This window comes from Candidatus Infernicultor aquiphilus, from assembly GCF_002784285.1.
GTDB classification, from domain to species: Bacteria; Atribacterota; Phoenicimicrobiia; order Phoenicimicrobiales; family Phoenicimicrobiaceae; genus Infernicultor; species Infernicultor aquiphilus.
Genome location: NZ_PFKO01000093.1, coordinates 2,616 through 5,179, shown reverse-complemented (window position 1 = coordinate 5,179; position 2,564 = coordinate 2,616). Strand labels below are relative to the sequence as shown.

Sequence of the window (2,564 nt, the reverse complement as noted above, 5' to 3'; positions counted from 1 at the left end):
GGTAAAAAGATAAATATAATTATTCCTATTATTAATAAGAAAATGTTTACTTTTTTATGATTTAACACCTATCTTCGCTCCTCCTCTCTCAAATAATTCCTAAATTAACCAAAAAACTTTTTCCCCATAAGTCCATAAGGTCTCCAAACCAACACACTTACCATAATGACCATACCGAGGGCTTCTTGCCACTCTGAACCAAAAAATACTGCTCCCGTAGTTTCTGCAATCCCTAAGAGTAAACCTCCGGCAGCTGCACCCCAGATATTTCCTAATCCACCAAGTATGGCAATAATAAACACCTTTCCCACAATGGAACCTAAAAGATGAGGAGAAAAACTATAGATGCTCGCCCAAAGAGAACCGGTCAATCCTGCCAAAGCGGTTCCCAAAGCAAAATTAATTAGATACATTTTTTCTACATCTATCCCTACCGCCTGTGCACCTTCTTTATCTAAGGCAACTGCCTGAATCCCTTTCCCAGTTTTCGTTTTCATCATAAAAAGGTAAGTTAAATAGATTAATATTCCTGCTACAATAAAAGCTAAAAATTTAATTAAGGGAATGTAAGCATCACCAAATTGAAAATTACTACCGGCATATGTGACGCGTATAGTACGATAGTCAGCAGACCACACTTTCAATATAATATTTTCTATTACTAATCTCAGGGCAAAGGTTAAAATAAGAGTAAAAACAATTCCACCCTTAATTAATGGTTGTAAAAGTGTGCGATATATTGCTGCTCCTATTACAAAAAGAATGGCGCCAGACATTATCATACTAATAAAAGGGTCTAGGTGGAATAAATTGAAAAACTCTAAGGAAATATAAGAACCTAAAATAACCATTGCTCCATAGGATAAATTAATAATTCCGCTAATACCCCATTGTAAGGAAAAACCTATACCCATCAAGGCATACAATCCTCCCAGCAGAATTGCGTTTATTAACATTTGTAAGCCCATATAAATATTTCTCCTTTTTCCTTTTTAAAACTGGTAATCTATAATTTACAAATCAAATAAAAAATAAAGATGTTTAACTTTGATAAAATCAAAATATCTTTTCTTTAAAATAAAATATTAATTTTTCATCAAGCCAATTATATCTTGAATAGAATTATACTTCTTTTTAATTAGATATTTTTCAATCCCTTCAATCACCTCTAACATTACATGGGGATTAAAAAAATTAGCTGAACCAATTTGTACTGCACTCGCTCCGGCAAGAAGCATTTCAATGGCATTTTCAGCACAATAAACCCCTCCCACCCCAATAATCGGTATGTCAACGGATTGGGCAATCTCCCAGATCATTCTAACTACGATAGGTCTTATCGCTGGGCCAGACAATCCTCCCATAGTATTCCCTAATCGAAAGACTTGCTGGTCAACATCTATGGCCATGCCCATTAAAGTATTGGCAACAGTGATTATCTGTGCTCCCGCATTTTTTGCAGTTAAAGCCATTTCTCTTATATCGGAAACATTTGGTGATAATTTAGCAATAATTGGTTTTGAAGTGTTTTTCTTTATATTAAAGATTAATTCGTATAATTTATCTTGGTTAACACCAAAAAGAATACCATTATTTAGATTAGGGCAAGAAAGATTTATTTCTAATGCCGAAATCTCTTTATTTTCATTAAGATATCCGGCTAAATTACAAAAATCTGGGATAGAATTTCCCATCAAGCTAACAATAATAGTGTTATTTGCTTTTTTCAATAGAGGTAGTTCTTCTTTTATAAAATATTCTACACCTTTAGAAGGCACGCCGACTGCATTCAATAATCCGCAATCAGTTTCACAAATTCTTGGACCAGGATTTCCTTCTCTTTCTTGGAAAGCAATACTCTTGGGAAGTATTGCTCCTAATCTATTAAGCTCTTTTTCGTTTAATAAAGTACATCTTACATCAAAAGTGCCTGAGGCAGGCATAATTGGATTTTTTAAATGTAAAGGACCCAAATCAACCTCTAAGCTCACTTCTTTAGTCATCAAAAATCACCTCTTCTACTGGGAAAATAGGTCCTTCCTTACAAACTCTTTTATATCCATCATTGGTTTTATGCACACAACCTTTGCAAGCACCTATGCCACAAGCCATATGTTCCTCTAAACTTACAAAGGCTAAAAAATTATATTTTCTTTGTAAATTTCTTATATGTTTGGTAAGTCTTTTTGACCCACAAACATAAACCACATCAATGACTTCTTCTTTTAAAACATTCTGCAGAAAATTAGTGACCATCCCTTTTGCTCCTTTAGAACCATCATCAGTAGTATAAAATACTTTTTCAGAAATAGAATTAATCTCATTACTACATAAAAGTAAATTACCTGTTTGAGCAGATAGGAAAGCATAAATTGCAATCCCTCTTTTCTTACTTTCTAATATTAAGGGCATCAAGGCAGCAATCCCTATACCACGTGCAACTACAGCTATATTATTTGTATTCTCTGGGATCTTAAAACCATTACCAAGGGGTCCAATTAGTTCTACCAGATCACCTACTTTAGATTTAGCCATTATTTGTGTACCTTTACCTATTTCCTTAT

Annotated in this window: 3 protein-coding genes; all 3 read right to left on the bottom strand. The window is 33.8% G+C overall.

Annotated features, from left to right (window positions below; genetic code table 11):
- Positions 1–104: 104 nt before the first annotated feature.
- Positions 105–956, bottom strand: coding sequence for a branched-chain amino acid ABC transporter permease (locus tag COZ07_RS02695; RefSeq protein ID WP_406607053.1), 852 nt, complete (start codon positions 954–956; stop codon positions 105–107).
- Positions 957–1,085: 129 nt separating this feature from the next.
- Positions 1,086–2,003, bottom strand: a complete 918-nt coding sequence (locus COZ07_RS02690; protein WP_406607052.1) for a dihydroorotate dehydrogenase — start codon at positions 2,001–2,003, stop codon at positions 1,086–1,088.
- The coding region (locus COZ07_RS02685) for a hypothetical protein (protein WP_406607051.1) at positions 1,996–2,564 on the bottom strand (569 nt) is incomplete at its 5' end. The genes COZ07_RS02690 and COZ07_RS02685, both read right to left, overlap by 8 nt.